This is a genomic window from Stenotrophomonas sp. (assembly GCF_032066555.1).
Taxonomy (GTDB): domain Bacteria; phylum Pseudomonadota; class Gammaproteobacteria; order Xanthomonadales; family Xanthomonadaceae; genus Stenotrophomonas.
Genome location: NZ_DAMBKV010000004.1, coordinates 158,372 through 175,642, shown reverse-complemented (window position 1 = coordinate 175,642; position 17,271 = coordinate 158,372). Strand labels below are relative to the sequence as shown.

At 62.8% G+C, this 17,271-nt stretch carries 11 protein-coding genes; 5 read left to right on the top strand and 6 right to left on the bottom strand.

The window, feature by feature from the left end; all coding sequences use genetic code 11:
• Positions 1 to 22 precede the first annotated feature (22 nt).
• Positions 23 to 910, top strand: coding sequence for a LysR family transcriptional regulator (locus RT131_RS07515; protein WP_313171684.1), 888 nt, complete (start codon positions 23 to 25; stop codon positions 908 to 910).
• A gap of 3 nt (positions 911 to 913) precedes the next feature.
• On the opposite strand, the gene RT131_RS07510 is transcribed toward RT131_RS07515, so the two are convergent.
• Positions 914 to 2,965 carry an EAL domain-containing protein gene (locus tag RT131_RS07510; RefSeq protein WP_313171683.1) on the bottom strand — a complete coding sequence of 684 codons (2,052 nt, stop codon included), beginning with the start codon at positions 2,963 to 2,965 and terminating at the stop codon, positions 914 to 916.
• Positions 2,966 to 4,343: 1,378 nt separating this feature from the next.
• On the opposite strand from RT131_RS07510, the gene RT131_RS07505 reads away from it, so the two are divergent.
• The 4 genes from RT131_RS07505 to RT131_RS07490 all read left to right on the top strand — a co-directional run bounded on the left by RT131_RS07505 (position 4,344) and on the right by RT131_RS07490 (position 9,409).
• Complete coding sequence (locus RT131_RS07505) at positions 4,344 to 4,874, top strand: fimbrial protein (protein ID WP_313171682.1); 531 nt, start codon at positions 4,344 to 4,346, stop codon at positions 4,872 to 4,874.
• A gap of 145 nt (positions 4,875 to 5,019) precedes the next feature.
• Entirely contained in the window at positions 5,020 to 5,703 is a 684-nt protein-coding gene (locus tag RT131_RS07500) for a molecular chaperone (RefSeq protein WP_313171680.1), read from the top strand.
• A 32-nt stretch (positions 5,704 to 5,735) separates the two neighbouring features.
• Positions 5,736 to 8,345 carry a fimbria/pilus outer membrane usher protein gene (locus tag RT131_RS07495; protein ID WP_313171678.1) on the top strand — a complete coding sequence of 870 codons (2,610 nt, stop codon included), beginning with the start codon at positions 5,736 to 5,738 and terminating at the stop codon, positions 8,343 to 8,345.
• A 2-nt stretch (positions 8,346 to 8,347) separates the two neighbouring features.
• Positions 8,348 to 9,409 (top strand): fimbrial protein, encoded by a 1,062-nt coding sequence (locus RT131_RS07490; RefSeq protein ID WP_313171676.1) that lies wholly within the window; start codon positions 8,348 to 8,350, stop codon positions 9,407 to 9,409.
• A gap of 77 nt (positions 9,410 to 9,486) precedes the next feature.
• On the opposite strand, the gene guaA is transcribed toward RT131_RS07490, so the two are convergent.
• The 5 genes from guaA to moeB all read right to left on the bottom strand — a co-directional run bounded on the left by guaA (position 9,487) and on the right by moeB (position 17,105).
• Complete coding sequence (gene guaA / locus RT131_RS07485; protein WP_313171674.1) at positions 9,487 to 11,052, bottom strand: glutamine-hydrolyzing GMP synthase; 1,566 nt, start codon at positions 11,050 to 11,052, stop codon at positions 9,487 to 9,489.
• 120 nt (positions 11,053 to 11,172) lie between these two features.
• Positions 11,173 to 12,630 carry an IMP dehydrogenase gene (gene guaB, locus RT131_RS07480; RefSeq protein ID WP_313171672.1) on the bottom strand — a complete coding sequence of 486 codons (1,458 nt, stop codon included), beginning with the start codon at positions 12,628 to 12,630 and terminating at the stop codon, positions 11,173 to 11,175.
• A 434-nt stretch (positions 12,631 to 13,064) separates the two neighbouring features.
• Positions 13,065 to 13,964 carry a bifunctional methylenetetrahydrofolate dehydrogenase/methenyltetrahydrofolate cyclohydrolase FolD gene (folD, locus tag RT131_RS07475; protein WP_313171670.1) on the bottom strand — a complete coding sequence of 300 codons (900 nt, stop codon included), beginning with the start codon at positions 13,962 to 13,964 and terminating at the stop codon, positions 13,065 to 13,067.
• A 62-nt stretch (positions 13,965 to 14,026) separates the two neighbouring features.
• On the bottom strand, positions 14,027 to 15,886 hold the full coding sequence (locus RT131_RS07470) for a monovalent cation:proton antiporter-2 (CPA2) family protein (RefSeq protein WP_313171668.1): 1,860 nt from the start codon (positions 15,884 to 15,886) through the stop codon (positions 14,027 to 14,029).
• A gap of 79 nt (positions 15,887 to 15,965) precedes the next feature.
• Positions 15,966 to 17,105 carry a molybdopterin-synthase adenylyltransferase MoeB gene (gene moeB, locus RT131_RS07465; protein ID WP_313171666.1) on the bottom strand — a complete coding sequence of 380 codons (1,140 nt, stop codon included), beginning with the start codon at positions 17,103 to 17,105 and terminating at the stop codon, positions 15,966 to 15,968.
• Between the last annotated feature and the right edge of the window lie 166 nt (positions 17,106 to 17,271).

The following is a 17,271-nucleotide window of genomic DNA, read 5'->3' as shown; positions in this document are numbered from 1 at the left end:
ATTCATTGGATTCCTTTTGGGAATGGACATCAGACAACTCTCCATGCTGGTGGAAGTGGTGCGGCAAAATGGCTTCTCGGCCGCGGCCGAGACCCTGTTTGCCACCCAGCCAACGATCAGCAAGGCGATCCGCCAGTTGGAGGACGAAATCGGCGAGGTGTTGCTGGAGCGCTCCCGCCAGGGCGTCCGGCTGACGCCAGCCGGACAGATCGTCTACCGGCGCGCCTTGGCCCTGCTCGGCGAACGCCAGGACATGCTGCGCGAGCTTGAAGAACTGCGCGGACTGCGCCGCGGCGAGTTGCACCTGGGCCTGGCCTCATTGGGCAGCGACATCCTGTTTGCGCCGGTGTTCGCCCGCTTCCGCCAACTGCATCCGCAGATCGAACTGCACGTGCTCGAACGCGGCAGCGAAGCATTGGAAGAGAGCCTGCGAGCCGGCGAAATCGAACTGGCGGCCAGCCTGCTCCCGGTCGCCGATGACCTGCAGTGGCAGCCTGTACGCACCGAGCCACTGGTTGCCCTGCTGCCTCGCGATCACAGCTTGGCAAACGCAGCCAGCCTGCAATTGCAGGACCTCGCCGAGGTCCCCTTCGTCCTGTTCGAAAAAGGCTTCCTGCTGAACCGGCATATCATCCGTGCCTGCCAGGCACGTGGTTTCAGCCCCCGCGAAGTCACCCGCAGCGGCCAACCGGATTTCATCGTAGCGCTGGTCGCGGCGGGTCTCGGCGTCGCCCTGTTGCCCCGCATGATCGCCGCCGCCCGCCCGCGCGCGAATGTGGTGATGGTGCCTCTGGATGAGCCTGAGCTGGACTGGAAGATGGTGCTGGCATGGCGCCGCGGTGGCTATCTGTCCGCAGCGGCGCAGGCATGGTTGCGCCTGGTGCAAGCCGAGCACGGCAATGGACGCTGATATTCAGGCCATCGACATCCGTCGCAACCGCTGCGCTACCTGCGAGGCATTGACAGCTTGGTCGTACAGGAATCCCTGGCCAATTCGATAACCGGCCTCGATCAATATCTGCCGCTGGCTGGCGCTCTCCACGCCCTCCGCCACCAGGTCCAGACGCAGACTGGGTCCCAACTTGCCGACCGCCTCGACGATGGCGCGTATCGATGGCTCGTCCACCATGCGCGCAACAAAACTACGATCGATCTTGAGCACATCGATCGGGTAGTCGCGCAGATGTGCCAGCGAAGAATGGCCGGTACCAAAATCATCAAGCGCAATGCGCATGCCCGCCTCTTTCAACAGCCCCAACGCACGCGCAACGAAGGCAGAACCACGGTCGGTGAGAACCTGTTCGGTGACTTCCAGCTCTATCTGCGTCGGGTCGACGTCAAAGCGTTGCAGTTTCTCCAGCAGGGTCTCAGCGAAATCATCGCGTAGAAATTCCACCGGCGCGGTATTTATCGCTATCGGTGGAACCTGCAGACCCTGTGCCTGCCACGCGCAGATATCGGCCAATACCTGTAGATGCATCAACTCCGCCAGCCGCGAGGCCAGCTCGTAATCGCGAAAGGCCTCGTCGAGCAGGCAGGCTTTTCCCATTGCGTTGTCTTCGGCACTGGGCCAGCGCAGCAGAGCCTCGTACCCCACCACGTGGCCATCCTGCAGGTTCACTTTCGGCTGGTAGTGCGGCACCACGCCACCATCACGAACCAGTTGGCGCGCCTTCAACCGCTGATTCGCCGCAAGCTCGGCGATGGCCATCAATCGCCGGCTGTACAGGCGTACCCCGCCGCGCCCATTGGCCTTGAGGTCATTCAAGGCTGTATCGGCGGCCTTGAGCAACTCCGCCGGTTCCTGCGCGTCACGTGGATACAGCGCGCAACCGATGCTCATTCCGGTACTGATCACCTGCCCCGCGTAGGTGACTGAACTTTCCGCCAACAAGCTGATGCATCCTGCGATCTGCAGCAGTTCGGCTTCGCCGGCAACATCCTCAAGCACCACGGCAAATTCATCCCCCCCCAGTCGCGCCACCGTAGTCGTCCCGCTTACCTGCGCCGCCACCCGCTTGGCCAGCACACGCAACAGATGGTCACCCGCGGGGTGCCCAAGCGTGTCATTGACGTGTTTGAAATGATCAAGGTCGATGATCATCAGGCCCAGCGTTCCGCTGCGCCCACGCTGGCGCTGCAGACTGTTTCGCAGCCTGCGGTTGAACGAACGCCGGTTTGGCAGGCCGGTGAGCTCATCAATCTCACAGGCAATACGCAGACGTTGTTCCGCCTGCTGTTGTCGGCTGACATCACGCGACACGCACAGGACGCCGTTCACGCCTCCATTCCCATCGAACATTGGCGTGAGAATATTGTCCCAGAACTGTGGCTGCGCACCTTCGGCGCCGGTCTGTCCGGCAAAACGCGCAGGTCGTCCGCTGCCCGCCATCGAAAGCGCACGTTGCCCCTTTTTTTGAAACGCAGCGGGCAGCAAGTCCGTCCATTGCATGCCGAAGGTTCGCTCACCCAGCAGCAAACCGGCCACCAGGCAGCCGGAACGATTCATGTGACGCACCGAGCCATCGATGTTTATCACCGCGATGCAATCCAGGCTTGCATCGAGCATGCGATCCTGCAGGTCCAGGCTCTCCTCCAGCGCGTGGCGAAGACTTCGCCTGGCACTGACATCGGTCATGGTCACTGCCTGCAATGGCACCTCCGCGCCGGGGCTGCCCAGGCGCACCTCGAACCAATGCTCGGCACCAAACTCATCCTGCAAACGACACTCGAACGCTGGTGCGTGCCCATGCTGCAGGAACTCTCGCCACGCACCGATCGCCTGACCACGCTCTCCCACGTGGACACGTGCCAGCCATTCGCGTGAACTGCCCAAAGCGGCATCATCGCCAAAGAACTGGCGCCATCGCAGATTGGCCTGCACGGGCACGCCATCGTGGATCATCGCAGCCATCTGCGGCAGCGCGTCCAGCACTGCCTGCAACTGCACATATAGATCCGCCAATCGACCCCTCCCTGGAGACGGTTGAGCACCCTCGTCCCAAAGCATTGCACTTCCCCCTGATGCACTGCCGGCCTGGCCCCAGGCAGCGCGCTCATCATGCAGCACCACGAACGCTTCAGGAGTGAAGAAGGTGTCGTGATCGCCACGCGGGAAAACGATTTCAGCTGCGTGACAGGCTGTAGGTAAAACCCCCATCCGCACCGAGTCCGCGCCTGCGGACGACACCGGCGTTCGGCGTTCACGTTTCGACATTCACTCACACGTCCCGTGCCTGCCGTCTGGCAGTCACACATATTGCGTAGCCGGGGGCATCTGACCACTACATGGCCTTTTGCAGTATCGCTGGCGTGATGCCTGTGTTCGTTTCCGTATTACCCGTCATCGCTGTTTGCCCACGCGATCGACAAATTCCCATCACATCGATTTCACACTTTCATACGTGCAGAACGGTGTCCACGCTGCTCATGTCAGCAGCAAATCCGGAAAAGATTGCGGTGCAATCATTCGCGACTCCCTCCCCTTCCCAGCAAAGTATGAATAGGTTGGTGTGCCTACAAGGCCTGCCTACCAATGCGGTCGTACGGTATCCAACGAAGATTGGATCCGGCGGAAAGGCGCGCGTGCAACCAACCGGGCATCGTGGGGGGCTACCGCAGCCATAGGCCTGCGTGCCAGCAATGTGCGCGAAGAGTGGCAAACAAGCCGATGTAGATCATCCACGACCAACACTAATTCCCAACTGCGCCACACACTTTTCGCCGCGGATGCGCTGGGAAATACCTACAGCCAAAACCAATTGGCCGTCCTAATCTTCCCAACCTGATTCGAAGCTCCAAGGCCACACGGAAAACAAACAGGCAACGTGCCCGAAAGCGCAACCGGCGACCCATTACCCCCTCGTCGGCAATCGCGGTTCACGTGCAACCCGCTGGCACCCTGGCATCGCCGATGCATTCGGCTGGCGGCCAACAGCGCAACGCCAGGGTGTCGGAAATCCAACAGTGCAGGTATCACCTTCCACATGCAGCTCACGCACGACCTGCACCACGGAGGGTGAAGCGCCTGTCGCACAGTGACGCTCATGGGCTCCCAGTTCTCCGCGACGCATTGCGCAGCTTCAGAAACAGCGGCTTCACCAACGCGCTCGCTTGCCATACCTGGAGCGGGTCTCCCCAACCGTCATGCCGCAAACAGCATGACCCAACCACCGCCTGCGACATTGAAGTGCGGCTCCTGGCAGAACCGCATGGCTATCAGCCGCAACCTCGACCGGAGCAGTGTCCTGACGCTCTGCGGGCATCGCAGCGGTTCGTCCACACGCCAACGCTTGGCTACGAGAAGTGTCGGCATACATCCCCCAAATGAATAGGAAACCCAGATGATCTCCACCCTTCCCTCCCTCTTCAAAGCCACCGCACTGTCCCTGGCACTTTCCGGCCTGCTCGCTCCGGCTGCACAGGCCGCATCGGGCACGGTCACCTTCAAGGGCGAGATCGTCCAGTCCACCTGTGACGTCAGCACCGCAAGCGCAAACCAGACGGTCACGATCGGCACCTTCCCGACCACCTTGTTCAAGGAAGCCGGCGACGTCTCCGCGCCCAAGAGCTTTGATATCACCATGGAGAACTGCAAAGCAGGCACCTACACGCTTCGCTTTGACGGCACCACGCCAACCGGCCATCCGGAGCTGCTGTCGGTGAGCAAGGCCGGAGGCGTCGGCATCGAGATCCTCGACAACCAGGACAAGGTGTTCCCGATCAACCAGGAACTGGCTGATCCGGCCCTGGTAACCGTCAACGCTGATGGCAAGGCCACCGTCAACCTGAAGGCACGCTACAAGTCCTACGAAAAGAAAGTTCGCGCCGGCGTCGCTGACGCCAACTCGACCTTCTCGATCGAGTACCGCTGATCCATGCCGCAGGGCTGATGACGCACCCAGCGTTGTCGGCCCTGCATTCGGCTAACGCCGTGATCACCTGCACCCACCCGCTATCGAAACCCCAATGACTTCACTGCCCGCCCGCGGCCTTCCGCCAGCGCGATGGTCCTTCTTGTTGCCCCTGCTTTTCATCCTTTCCTTTCCCGCGGCCGTCCATGCGGCAGTGCAGGTGCAGGCCACCCGCGTCATCTATGACGCTAAGTCAGCCTCCGCTGCCGTCACGCTGGCCAACAAGAGTGCATTGCCCTATCTGGTCCAAACATGGCTGGATCAGGGCGAGGACACCCTGCCCATGCGAGACCTGCCGATGGTGATCACGCCGCCGCTGATGCAGTTGGCCGCTGGCGAACAAGCCGTCGTCCGTATGATCTACGCAGGAACCGGTTTGCCCGAGGACCGGGAATCCCTGCTATGGATCAATGTCCAGGAGATTCCGCCGAGCGCGGACACGGAGAACGTCCTGCAGGTGGCCATCCGCACCCGCATCAAGCTGTTCTACCGACCGGCCGACCTGGATACCACGCTGGACCAGGCCAGCCGCGAGCTGCAGTGGCGCATTGATGGCCAGCAACTGCAGGTTCGCAACGATAGTCCGCTGCATATCACTTTCGCGCATCTGCAAGGGCTGAGCACTGCCGGCATTGGCAGTGAAATCGACCTGGACATGATCGCTCCGGGCCAAACGCAGTCGGTGCCCCTGTCAAAGCTCAAGCTGGCCGACGCGCAGATGCTCCGCTTTGGCTACATCAACGACTACGGCGGCATCACCGATGTCACCGATGTCGCCATCCAGCGCTGAACCGCTCTCCGATCCACTTCGCGATTTCCATCATGCTCGGCCCCATCCCTGATACGAAGCGGCGCGCCCGCCGCGTCCCGCGCCTGGCACCCTTGGCTGTCGCCTTCAATGCGCTGGGAATTGGCGGCGCGCTTGCTTCCCCACAGTTCAATCTGGACTTCCTGCGCGGCAACACCGATCAACGCGATGTCGCCGCGCTGTCCAGTCCGGGTGCAATCCTCCCCGGCACCTACCCGTTCGCGGTCTACCTCAACGGCAATGAAGTGGCACGTGAAGATGTCACTTTCACGATGGCCGCGACCGGTCAGGCCGAGCCCTGCCTCAGCCATGCCCAGCTCACCCGCTGGGGGGTGGATCTTGCACACGCCGATGCAGCGGCGGATGCCTGCCAACCACTGGCAACCCGCATCGTGGATGCAGGGCTTAGCTACAACGGCAACCAGCAGCGCCTTGATCTGCGCATACCGCAGGTGAATCTGATCAATCTGCCCCGCGGCCACATCCCTCGTGCATTGCGCGACCAGGGCATCAATGCCTTGCTGATCGACTATGCGCTGAGCGGCGCGCACAACAAACAACGGCAGCAAGGTCGTGACAACTACTTCTTTGCTTCGGTAAACAGCACGCTCAACGCCGGCATGTGGCGGTTCCGCCATACCGCCAGCGCCAACCGCAGCAATGGAAACAAGACCACCCGCTGGAGGAGCCAGGGCTTTCTTGCCGAAACCGACCTGGGTTCCTCGCACAGCCGGTTGGTGCTGGGTGATACCTACACCGCGTATGGTGTATTCGACAGCATCCGCTTTCGCGGTGCGCAGATTTCCAACGACGACGAGATGCTCCCCTACAGCCAGCGCAGCTACGCGCCGGTTGTACGCGGCGTAGCCGCCAGCGCCGCGCGCGTCGAGGTACGCCAGGACGGGCGTCTCATCCACGCGTTGAACGTCGCCCCCGGGGCCTTCCAGATCGACGACATCGTCCCAAACCGCCTCAGCGGCGAACTGGATGTCTCGATCATCGAGGCCGACGGCTCGCGACAACGTTACAAGCAATCGTTTTCTGCCGTGGAGACAATGCTCCGGCCCGGCCTGTTCCATTACGAACTCAGCGCAGGCGAGCTCCGCAATGGCTACGAGCACTACCGGCCGCGCTTTGTGCAGGCGAGTGCCGCCAAGGGCCTGGCCTCGGACATCACCCCGTATGCAGGCCTGCTGTTATCGGAACAATACAGCGCTGTAGCCCTGGGCGCGGCACAAAGCCTTGGCCGGCTTGGATCGGCATCCATCGACATAAGCCATGCCCGCACCCGCCTGGCGCAAGGCGGGACCAGCAGCGGCCAGAGCGTCCGGTTCCTGTATTCAAAATCCTTGAATACGCACGGTACCGAGTTTCGCCTGGTGGGTCATCGCTATTCCACCTCCGGCTATTACGACTTCAGCGATGCCTCGGCGGAACATGCGCAGTGGCAGCATGGCTACTATGAAACCAGTTACGAGGACCCGGTAGCCGCTTCGGATTTTCCCACTGCATGGCAGCAACCCCAGCAACACCCGATCCGTAGCCAGCGCTTCCACAACAAGCGCAACCGCCTTGAGATCGCGTTGAACCAACGCATCTCCGATACCTACTCACTCAGCGCCAGCTACAACAACCAGAACTACTGGGGAACCAACACGCGTGAGCGCGAACTGCAGTTGGGCCTGAACGGGCAAATTGGCGCAGTCAATTTCGGCACCTTCTTCCGTCATAGTCAGGGCCGCTATCGTCACGCCGACCGCTCTTTCGGCCTGACCTTGTCGCTTCCGCTGGATAGGCTGGGGCCGCGCCGCACCAGTGGTTCTGCCTCCTACAGCCATTCCCGTTATGGCGGTGCCAGCTATCAATCCGGCATCAATGGCACCTTGCTGGACCGTGATCGCCTGAGTTACGGCGTCAGCGTTGGCAAAACCGACGCCGGCAATGTTGGTTCGGCCAACCTGCGCTACGCCGGCAGCAAGGGAGTCGCCACCATCGGCGCCACCCATGCATCGGCCTATTCGCAGATCAATTGGGGGCTGCGCGGCGGCTGGGTACTGCACCGCGACGGCCTGACGTTTGCGCAATCACTGCACCGGACCAACGTGCTGGTACACGCACGCGACGGCGCAGGGCTTGGCCTGGAGAACCAATCCGGGGTCCGCCTCGACCGCCGCGGCTACGGCCTGGTCAGCGGCATCAGCGCCTATCGCCTGAATCATGTCGCCCTGCGCACCGATGATCTCGGTGCCGATATCGATGCCAGCAGGATCTCCAGGAACATCGTCCCGACCCGTGGTGCGCTGGCGCGCGTTGACTTTGAAACGCGGCGCGGCCTCAGCGTGATGATCCACCCCATCCTGATCGAGGACATCCGCGTTCCCTTGGGAGCGACGGTATTCGGCAACGATGGACTTGGCCGTGGCATCGCCGGCCCCAACGGCGAGATCTTCGTCAGTGGCGTGCACCCAGGCGAACGCCTCTCCGTCCGCTGGGGCGTCAAACCTGACCAGCGCTGCGAGATGCAGCTAGGCCCTGCGCAAACCCTGGAAGCTGACAGAACGCTGCCCGGCTACCGCCACATTGAACTGCACTGCCTTCCTCCAGGCCAATCAATCAAAGACTGACGATGAAGAATTTCCTGTTCCGCGCACTGACGGCACTATTGCTCCTGCCTGCGCTGCCCAACCTCGCCTGGGCACTGTCCTGCAAGGACGCCATGACCGAATCGGTCAACCAGGTCATCCCCTTGCTTGATGAGATCACCATTTCAAAGGGCGACGCCGTCCGCGGCCGACTGCTGTGGCGATCGGAGGATTACACCGTAGGTTTCCGTTGCGTGGACGCACAGGGTGCGCCGCAAGGTGAGGATGCATTCTTCTACTGGGACCCGGACAGGACGGTTGCCCGAATCCACCCTTCCATCGAGGTTGGCGTGACCATCAAACACGTGGACCACAAGATCGACGGAGGCAACCCGAGAATGCGGGTGGGCAAAGGCACCACGCCACCGGCGAACCGCCAGAACTGCAAGATGTACTGGAACCATTCCAAGGCAAAGAAATGCGCCACGTCATTGATGCTCAATGTCACCTTTTCCGTCTACATCAAGGCAACCGGCAGCCCACCGCCTCCGAGCGGACACATCATTAACCACGGCGTCTACGATCTTTTCCAGGTCGATGGTGAGGGCGGCTTGAACACCTCGCCAAACTCAAATTTCCGCGCCGGCATCTCCGGGCTTGGGCAGATCCACTTCATTGCCTGCAATCCAACCATCTCCGTGATTGGAAACGCGGGAAACACCGTGAACTTCGGCCGCATCCCGGTTGCGGACATCAACAATGGCGCCATCCAGGCACAGGTTCCTTTCCAGATCCAGGTCGACATGACCCAACCCGGGTCCGGCAACGAATGCAGCAATCAGATGCTGGTTGCATCGATCAGCACGCTCAACAGCGTCAAGGACGGGAGCCTGATCCTGCCCAAACTGAATGGTGGATTCGGCATTGCGATATCCCGGGCGGATATGCCGGGACGCTTCATCCAGTTCAAGCAGTCGATGCCACTGGGGCCCGTCAACAACGCCTTGATGAACTACGATTTCCTCGCCTCGTTGATCTGGATAGGCGACAACGCCAAACTCGGGCCATTCTCGGCAACGGCAACCGTCGACGTTACGTTCCGCTGATACCTACCTGGAAACAGCAAGGGCGTCGATCTGCATCAACGCCCTCGCCTGTTCTACGTTGACACCTCAGCGCTGCATCATTCCCACTCGATCGTCGCCGGCGGCTTGCCGGAGATGTCGTAAACCACGCGCGAGACGCCACGCAGTTCGTTGATGATGCGGTTGGAGACGCGGCCGAGGAAGTCGTACGGCAGGTGCGCCCAATGCGCGGTCATGAAGTCGATGGTCTCGACCGCACGCAGTGCGATCACCCACTCATAGGCACGTGCATCGCCCACCACACCCACCGACTTGACCGGCAGGAACACGGCGAAGGCCTGGCTGGTCTTGTCGTACAGATCGGCGGCACGCAGCTCTTCGATGAAGATCGCATCGGCCTTGCCCAGCAGCTCGGCGTACTCGCGCTTCACTTCGCCGAGGATGCGCACGCCCAGGCCCGGGCCCGGGAACGGATGCCGGTAAACCATGGTGCGCGGCAGGCCGAGCTCGACGCCGAGGCGACGCACTTCGTCCTTGAACAGCTCGCGCAGCGGCTCGACCAGCTTGAGCTTCATGTCTTCCGGCAGGCCGCCCACGTTGTGGTGGCTCTTGATGACGTGGGCCTTGCCGGTCTTGCTGCCGGCCGACTCGATCACGTCCGGATAGATGGTGCCCTGTGCCAGCCACTTGGCATTGCTCAGCTTGTTCGACTCTTCATCGAAGATCTCGACGAACAGGTTGCCGATGATCTTGCGCTTGGCTTCCGGGTCGCTGACGCCTTCCAGGGCCTTGAAGTAACGGTCGGCCGCATTCACGCGCACGACCTTGACGCCCATGTTCTCGGCCATCATCTGCATGACCTGGTCGCCTTCCTGGAAACGCAGCAGGCCGGTGTCGACGAACACGCAGGTCAGCTGGGTGCCGATGGCCTTGTGCAGCAGCGCTGCGACCACCGAGGAATCAACGCCGCCGGACAGGCCCAGGATCACCTCATCGCTGCCAACCTGCTCACGCACGCGGGCGATCTGGTCGTCGATGATGTTGGCCGCGGTCCACAGCGTGGCGCAGCCGCAGATCTCGGTGACGAAGCGCTTCAGCAGCGCCGAGCCCTGCTTGGTGTGGGTCACTTCCGGATGGAACTGCACCCCGTACCAACGCTTGTCTTCGTTGGCCATCGCGGCCACCGGGATGCGGTCGGTCACGGCGGTGATGGCGAAGCCCGGCGGCACGTGGGTGACGTGGTCGCCGTGGCTCATCCACACGTCCAGGCGCGGCTCGCCGTTGTGGTCGGACAGGCCGCCCAGTAGCGCGTCGTTGCCGAGCAGCTTGACCTCGGCGTGACCGAACTCGCGCTGGTCAGCGGCTTCAGTGCCACCGCCCAACTGCTTGGCCATGGTCTGCAGGCCGTAGCAGATGCCCAGCAGCGGCAGGCCGCTGTCGAACACTTCCTGCGGCGCGGCCGGCGCGCCGGGCAGCGTGGTGGTCTCCGGGCCGCCGGACAGGATGATGCCCTTGGCGCCAAAGGCGGCGATCTCGGCCGGATCGTGGTCCCATGCCCAGATCTCGCAGTACACACCGAACTCGCGGATGCGGCGCGCGATCAGCTGCGTGTACTGTGCGCCGAAATCGAGGATGAGGATCTTGTCGTTATGGATGTTGGTCATGTGCGAGAAGTGAGTAGACGGGAGTGACAAGTGAGAAAATGCGGCAGCGCCGGCGCTGTATAGAAGAAGAGGAGCTCGGAGCTTGTTCTTGCTCCTCACTCCTCTTCACTCACTCCCGCTTCAAGCGCGGTAGTTCGGCGGCTCTTTGGTGATCTGCACGTCGTGGACGTGGCTCTCACGTTGGCCGGCACCGCTGATCTTGACGAAGTTCGGCTTGGTGCGCATTTCTTCGATGGTGGCGCAGCCCACATAACCCATGGTCGCGCGCAGGCCACCGATGAGCTGATGGATGATGCCGCCAACCGGACCGCGGTACGGCACGCGGCCTTCGATGCCTTCCGGCACCAGCTTGTCGGCGGTGGCGGCGTCCTGGAAGTAGCGGTCCTTGGAACCCTTCTCCATCGCAGCCAGCGAACCCATGCCACGGTAGCTCTTGTAGGAGCGGCCCTGGAACAATTCGGTTTCGCCCGGCGACTCTTCGGTACCTGCGAGCAGGCCACCGATCATCACCGTTGACGCGCCAGCGGCCAGCGCCTTGCCGATGTCGCCGGAGTAACGGATGCCACCGTCGGCGATCAGCGGAATGCGATCCTGCAGCGCTTCGGCAACCAGGTCGATCGCGGTGACCTGCGGCACGCCAACACCCGCGACAACGCGCGTGGTGCAGATCGAGCCGGGGCCGATGCCAACCTTGACCGCATCGGCGCCGCTGTCGAGCAGGGCCAGCGCGGCCTCGCCGGTGCAGATGTTGCCGCCGATGACCTGTACGTTCGGGAAGTTCTTCTTTACCCAGCGCACGCGATCCAGAACGCCCTGCGAATGGCCGTGCGCGGTGTCCACCACCAGCACGTCAACGCCGGCAGCAACCAGCGCTTCGACGCGGCGGTCGGTATCACCACCAACGCCAACCGCGGCGCCAACCAGCAGGCGCGTTGCGGCGTCCTTGGCAGCGTTGGGGTTGTCGGTCTTCTTCTGGATGTCCTTGACCGTGATCAGGCCGCGCAGTTCAAACGCGTCGTTGACCACCAGGACTTTTTCGATGCGGTTCTTGTGCAGCAGCGACAGGACTTCGTCCGAGGCCGCGCCTTCCTTCACCGTGACCAGGCGATCCTTCTTGGTCATGATGTGGCGAACCGGATCGTCCAGCTCGGTCTCGAAGCGCATGTCACGGTGGGTAACGATGCCGGCCAGCAGGCCGTCGCTGCCGACCACCGGCACGCCGGAGATGTTGTGCGCCTGGGTCAGGGCCAGCACGTCACGGATCGTGGTTTCCGGACCAACGGTGATCGGGTCGCGGATGACGCCGGATTCGAACTTCTTGACCTTGGCCACTTCGGCAGCTTGCTGCTCGACGGTCAGGTTCTTGTGCAGGATGCCGATGCCGCCGATCTGGGCCATGGCGATCGCCAGGCGGGCTTCAGTGACGGTATCCATGGCGGCCGAGACGATCGGCAACTTCAACCGCAGGTCGCGCGTCAGCCGCGTGCCGAGGTCAACGTCCTTAGGCAGAACGATGGAGTGAGCGGGGACGAGGGAAACGTCATCGTACGTTAGTGCTTCAGCCTGGATGCGCAGCATCGGCGTGCCCGGTAGATGTGGGGAAGCGCGACATTTTACCCTTATTTGCCCGCCGATGTCAGGGGGCAAGTGCGACGCAGTGTCGCGCTGGCGGGGAGGTGTTCAGGGACCACGGACTGTAGTGCCGAGCCATGCTCGGCAGGGGCATTACCGGGAAGGCCCCTTGCCGAGCATGGCTCAGCACTACATTGATTCTGTACGAGGAAAGCCTCTGCCGAGCATGGCTCGGCACTACGCTGATGCTGCGCCGGGAAAGCCCCTTGCCGAGCATGGCTCGGCGCTACATTCATGCTGTACCGGGAAAGCCCCTGCCGAGCATGGCTCGGCACTACATTCATGCTGTGCCGGGAAAGCCCCTGCCGAGCATGGCTCGGCGCTACATTCATGCTGTGCCGGGAAAGCCCCTGCCGAGCATGGCTCGGCACTACAGGGCCTTAGAACTTCATACCTTCGGCGCTGGCCTCGGCCGCTTCGATCGTATTCTGCATCAGCGTGGCAACCGTCATCGGGCCAACGCCACCCGGCACCGGGGTGATCCAGCTGGCCCGCTGCGCTGCTGCATCGAAGCCGACATCGCCGACCAGGCGGCCATCATCCAGGCGGTTGATGCCGACATCGATCACCACGGCACCCGGCTTCACCCATTCACCCGGAATCAGCTGCGGAATACCAACCGCGACGACCAGGATGTCGGCGTTGCGTACGGCCTGTTCCAGCACGTCCTTGGGGGTGAACTTGTGGCAGCTGGTCACCGTGCAACCGGCGATCAACAGTTCCAAGCCCATCGGCCGGCCGACATGGTTGCTGACACCGACGATGGTGGCATTGCGGCCGCGTACCGGCTGGTCGGTATGGCCGAGCAGCGTGGTGATGCCACGCGGGGTGCACGGCCGCAGGCCGAATTCGCGGAGAACCAGGTGACCCACGTTCTGCGGGTGGAAGCCGTCCACGTCCTTGCGCGGGTCGATGCGCTGGATCAGGCGGTTGGCATCGGGAATGCCCGGCAATGGCAGCTGGATCAGGATGCCGTGGATCTTGGGATCCGCGTTGAGCTGGTCGATCAGCTCCAGCAACTGGGCCTCGCTGGTACCTTCCGGCAGGTCGTAGTCAAAGGCCTCGATGCCGACTTTCTCGGCGGCACGGCGCTTGTTGCGCACGTATACCGAGGACGCCGGGTCGCCGCCTACCAGCACCACGGCCAGACCGGGCCGGGCGCCGCCAGCGGCCAGGCGGGCATCGACGCGCACCTTCAAATCGTCGAGCAGTTCCTCGGCGATGCGGCGGCCATCAAGGATGCGGGAGGTCTGCGTGGAGGCGTCGGCGAGGACAGTCATGGGGCATGGCGGTGAACACGGGGGCGGCTATTGTCCCTGATTCCGGCCATCGCCACACCTTGTCATGACCCCGGCGCCCCGCCTGGATCGGCAGCGGCCGGCTCCCCGGCGCCGGCAATGGCGTCAGGATTGAGCGGACGCGCTTCACGCCGCGGGGTCGTGAACGGCGTCGGCGTCGGCGCACCGGGCGTATTGCGGTACATCAGCCCGGTGTCCGCCTGCAGCCCGCCGCCGGCCATTTCCAGCTCGAAGCGCTCAGCGTCACGGCGGCGGATCTCGCGCGCGACCACATCGGCCTCGTCCTCATCCACACCCAGCTGCATCAGTGCCGCACGCCCGAATTCCACCGCCGATTCGAATGTTTCGCGGATCTGGAAATCCACCCCGGCATGTATCAACGACAACGAATGCTCACGGTCGAACGAGCGCACCAGCAGCTTGGCCAGCGGGAACTCGTGACGCACCAGCTCGACGATGCGATCCGCGGCAGCACGATCATCGATGCAGACCGCAATCGCGCGTGCGGTTTCGGCACCGGAGGCGCGCAGCACGTCCAATCGCGTGCCATCACCGTAATAGATCTTGAAGCCGAAACGGCTGGCGCTGCGGATCATCTCGATATCGTTGTCGATGATGGTCACGTCCACGTCGCGCGCCAGCAGTGATTGGCTGGAGACCTGGCCGAAGCGACCGAAACCAATCACCAGGACGCTACCACTGAGTCCGTCGGCCGCATCCACGCCATCGGTCGAGACCTCACCTTCCTTCACCAGCAGCCGATACACCAGCATGCACAACGGCGTCAGCGCCATCGACAGCACCACCACCGCGGTGAGGTTGGCGTTGACCTTGGCATCGATCACGCCGGTGGTGGCAGCGGCGGCAAACAACACGAAGGCGAACTCGCCGCCCTGCGCCATCAGTACGCCGCGATCCAGCGCCTGCCGGTGGTCACTGCCCATCACCCGCGCCACACCGTAAATGCAGATCGCCTTGGCCAGCATCATTGCAGGCACCAGCAGCGCGATCACCTTCCAGTTGGCCGCAACCACCGACAGATCCAAGGCCATGCCGACGCTGAGGAAGAACAGGCCGAGCAGGATGCCGCGGAAGGGCTCGATATCCGCCTCGATCTGATGGCGGAAGGTGGATTCGGACAGCAGTACACCGGCCAGGAACGCCCCCATCGCCATCGACAGCCCACCCAGCTGCATCAGCAATGCCGCCCCCAACACCACCAGCAAGGCGGCCGCCGTCATCACCTCGCGCGCCTTGGCGGCAGCAAGGATGCGGAACAGGGGGTTGAGCAGATAGCGGCCCACCAGCACCAGTCCAACGATGGCTCCCGCACCGATGGCGATGCTCGCCCAACGCGAGCCTTCGTGCGCACCAACCTGCGCCGGCGCCATCCAAGCCACCACGGCCAGCAACGGCACGATCAGCAAGTCTTCAAACAGCAGGATGGAGACGATCTTCTGTCCGGACGGCAGCGTCAGGTCGCCGCGCTCCCCGAGCAACTGCATCACCACTGCGGTAGAGGTCAGTACAAAACCAGCGGCAGCGATGAAGGCGATCTGCGGGCGGTAGCCGAACAGCATTGCGACGCCGGTCAGCACTACCGCACAGGTAACAATCTGGGCCGTGCCCAGCCCGAAGATCTCGCCGCGCAGGCTCCAAAGATGCGACGGGCGCATTTCCAGGCCGATCACGAACAGGAACATCACCACGCCCAACTCAGCCACATGCAAGATCGCCTGCGGATCGGAGAACCAACCGAAGCCAAACGGCCCAATGGCCAAGCCGGCGACGAAGTAGCCCAACACCGAACCCAGACCGAGCCGCCTGAACAAGGGAACAGCGACCACTGCAGCGCCAAGCAGCGCAACTACCTTTACCAGTTCCTGTGAGGACTCCGCTGCCATGCCGCACCGCCTTGTAATCGTCTAGGCGCACGATAAAGCAAAATGCGTGCAGAACCGGCCTGCATCTGCGTCATTCCACTCATGGCGAATGCGAACAGAATGCCGCGTAGTCGATATACCCCGGAAACGGCACGCCAGGCGCGCACAACGTGCAGGCAGGATCGGCGTGCACGCGGGTCTCGCGGAATCGCATCTGCAGGGCATCGAAACGCAGCAGACGCCCCGTCAACGGTTCGCCGATATCCAGCAGCAGCTTCAGCACCTCGGTTGCCTGCATGACCCCGGCCAGCCCCGGCAGTACACCCAGCACCCCGGCCTCGGAACAGTTGGGCGCGAATTCAGGCGGCGGTGGCTCCGGGAACAGACAGCGGTAGCACGGTGCGACACCGCGTTGGCGGCCCGCATCGAACACACTCACCTGCCCATCAAAACGCTCGATGGCCGCATACACCAGCGGCTTGGCGTGCTTGATGCAGGCGTCATTTAGCAGGTAGCGCAGCGGGAAGTTGTCCGAGCCGTCCAGCACCACGTCCACCCCCTGCAACAGGACATCGACATTGGCCGAGGTGACGCGCTCAGCGATCGCCTCCACCTCGATGTGCGGGTTCAGCGCCGTCAGGCGCTGTCGCGCGGAGTCCACCTTCGCCGTCCCCAAGCTCGCGTCGGTATGGACGATCTGCCGTTGCAGGTTGCTGCGCTCGACCACGTCGTCATCGACGATGCGCAGCCGCCCTACCCCGGCTGCAGCCAGGTAGAACGCCGCCGGCGCCCCCAGGCCACCAGCGCCCAGCAGCAACACCCGCGATTGCTGCAAGCGGCGCTGGCCCGCTTCGCCCACCTGCGGCAGCAGCAGATGCCGCGAGTAGCGGTCATAGAAATCGCGCTCACCCGCATCCAGCATGGGCTGAACCAGGGGTAGGCCTGCGGTCCGCCAGGCAACTGTGCCACCACTTACCGAAGACAGATTGGTGAAGCCGGCATCCTGCAGCGCTTGTGCGGCGTCCGCAGAACGCTTGCCGCTCTGGCAGATCAGCAGGATCTCGCGCTCGGGTGCCGGCAGGTGCAACGCAGGGCTGGCAAGCAGCTCCGCCTTTGCAATGCCGATGGCACCTTCGGCCATGCCCCCTGCCCGCTCGTGCGCCTCGCGCACGTCGATCAGCAATGCGCCATCTGCTTGGCGGGCACGTGCCAGTTCCGGGGTCAGTTCGCGAATGCTCATGGCTGGATTATCGGCCAAACGGGAGCCAAAGGAGGAACGCCTTTGGGCTTTGGGGCTTCGGGGCTTTTTAAGCTTGTCATTCCCGCGCAGGCGGGAATCGCTCCTGCTCTTGCTCCTGCTCTTGCTCCTGCTCTTGCTCCTGCTCTTGCTCCTGCTCTTGCTCCTG

Excerpts from the sequence above, each read along its gene's own strand:
- RT131_RS07515 (WP_313171684.1), top strand. The coding sequence starts at position 23 with ATGGACATCAGACAACTCTCCATGCTGGTGGAAGTGGTGCGGCAAAAT.
- RT131_RS07505 (WP_313171682.1), top strand. The coding sequence starts at position 4,344 with ATGATCTCCACCCTTCCCTCCCTCTTCAAAGCCACCGCACTGTCCCTG.
- RT131_RS07495 (WP_313171678.1), top strand. The coding sequence starts at position 5,736 with ATGCTCGGCCCCATCCCTGATACGAAGCGGCGCGCCCGCCGCGTCCCG.
- RT131_RS07490 (WP_313171676.1), top strand. The coding sequence starts at position 8,348 with ATGAAGAATTTCCTGTTCCGCGCACTGACGGCACTATTGCTCCTGCCT.
- guaA (WP_313171674.1), bottom strand. The coding sequence starts at position 11,052 with ATGACCAACATCCATAACGACAAGATCCTCATCCTCGATTTCGGCGCA.
- guaB (WP_313171672.1), bottom strand. The coding sequence starts at position 12,630 with ATGCTGCGCATCCAGGCTGAAGCACTAACGTACGATGACGTTTCCCTC.
- folD (WP_313171670.1), bottom strand. The coding sequence starts at position 13,964 with ATGACTGTCCTCGCCGACGCCTCCACGCAGACCTCCCGCATCCTTGAT.
- RT131_RS07470 (WP_313171668.1), bottom strand. The coding sequence starts at position 15,886 with ATGGCAGCGGAGTCCTCACAGGAACTGGTAAAGGTAGTTGCGCTGCTT.
- moeB (WP_313171666.1), bottom strand. The coding sequence starts at position 17,105 with ATGAGCATTCGCGAACTGACCCCGGAACTGGCACGTGCCCGCCAAGCA.